Genomic DNA, 583 nt, shown 5'->3' with positions numbered 1-583 from the left:
TTCAGTGTTAACTCCAATTCACCTTCTAGGTGTTGGTGTTTCTCACTCTCACCAGAGTCGAAACTTGCCACGTGCTCGTTAGGTACGAATTTCACAGATTCAAGCGCGACGCCAAGTTTGAGGTCGACACCTTTGTCACGAATTTCTGCATGAGCAAAACCTGCCATTTCACGGTCTACTGGCGTCATGACTTGGTCTGCCATTTCGATCAGAGAGGTTTTAATGCCAAGTTGGTGGAAGGCTTCCATCATTTCTAAACCGATGAAACCGCCGCCAACAACCGTCGCATGTTCTGGTTTGTTCATTTGGATCGTTTCGATGATGCGATCCATATCTGGAATGTTACGTAGCGAGTGGGTGAGCGGGTTATCGAGGCCTGGGATTGGTGGAACAATAGGACCAGCACCTGGGCTAAGCAGTAGGAAGTCGTATGATTCTACGTATTCAGACTCATCCAACAGGTTTTTGATCGTAACGGTTTTGTCCTGTCGGTTAATAGAAACTACTTCATTCATCACGCGAACATCAACGTTAAAGCGTGCTAAAAAGCTTTCTGGCGTTTGCAGTAGTAACTTACTGCGTT

The 583-nt window shown here is 46.3% G+C and carries 1 protein-coding gene; it reads right to left on the bottom strand.

All coding sequences use genetic code 11. The features are described from left to right. Positions 1-583 (bottom strand): FAD/NAD(P)-binding oxidoreductase (locus R7Q09_RS27145; RefSeq protein ID WP_318144079.1); only part of this gene is annotated, 583 nt, incomplete at both ends.

Source organism: Vibrio sp. 2130-1, assembly GCF_033339515.1.
This window is presented reverse-complemented; position numbering and strand designations above follow the sequence as displayed.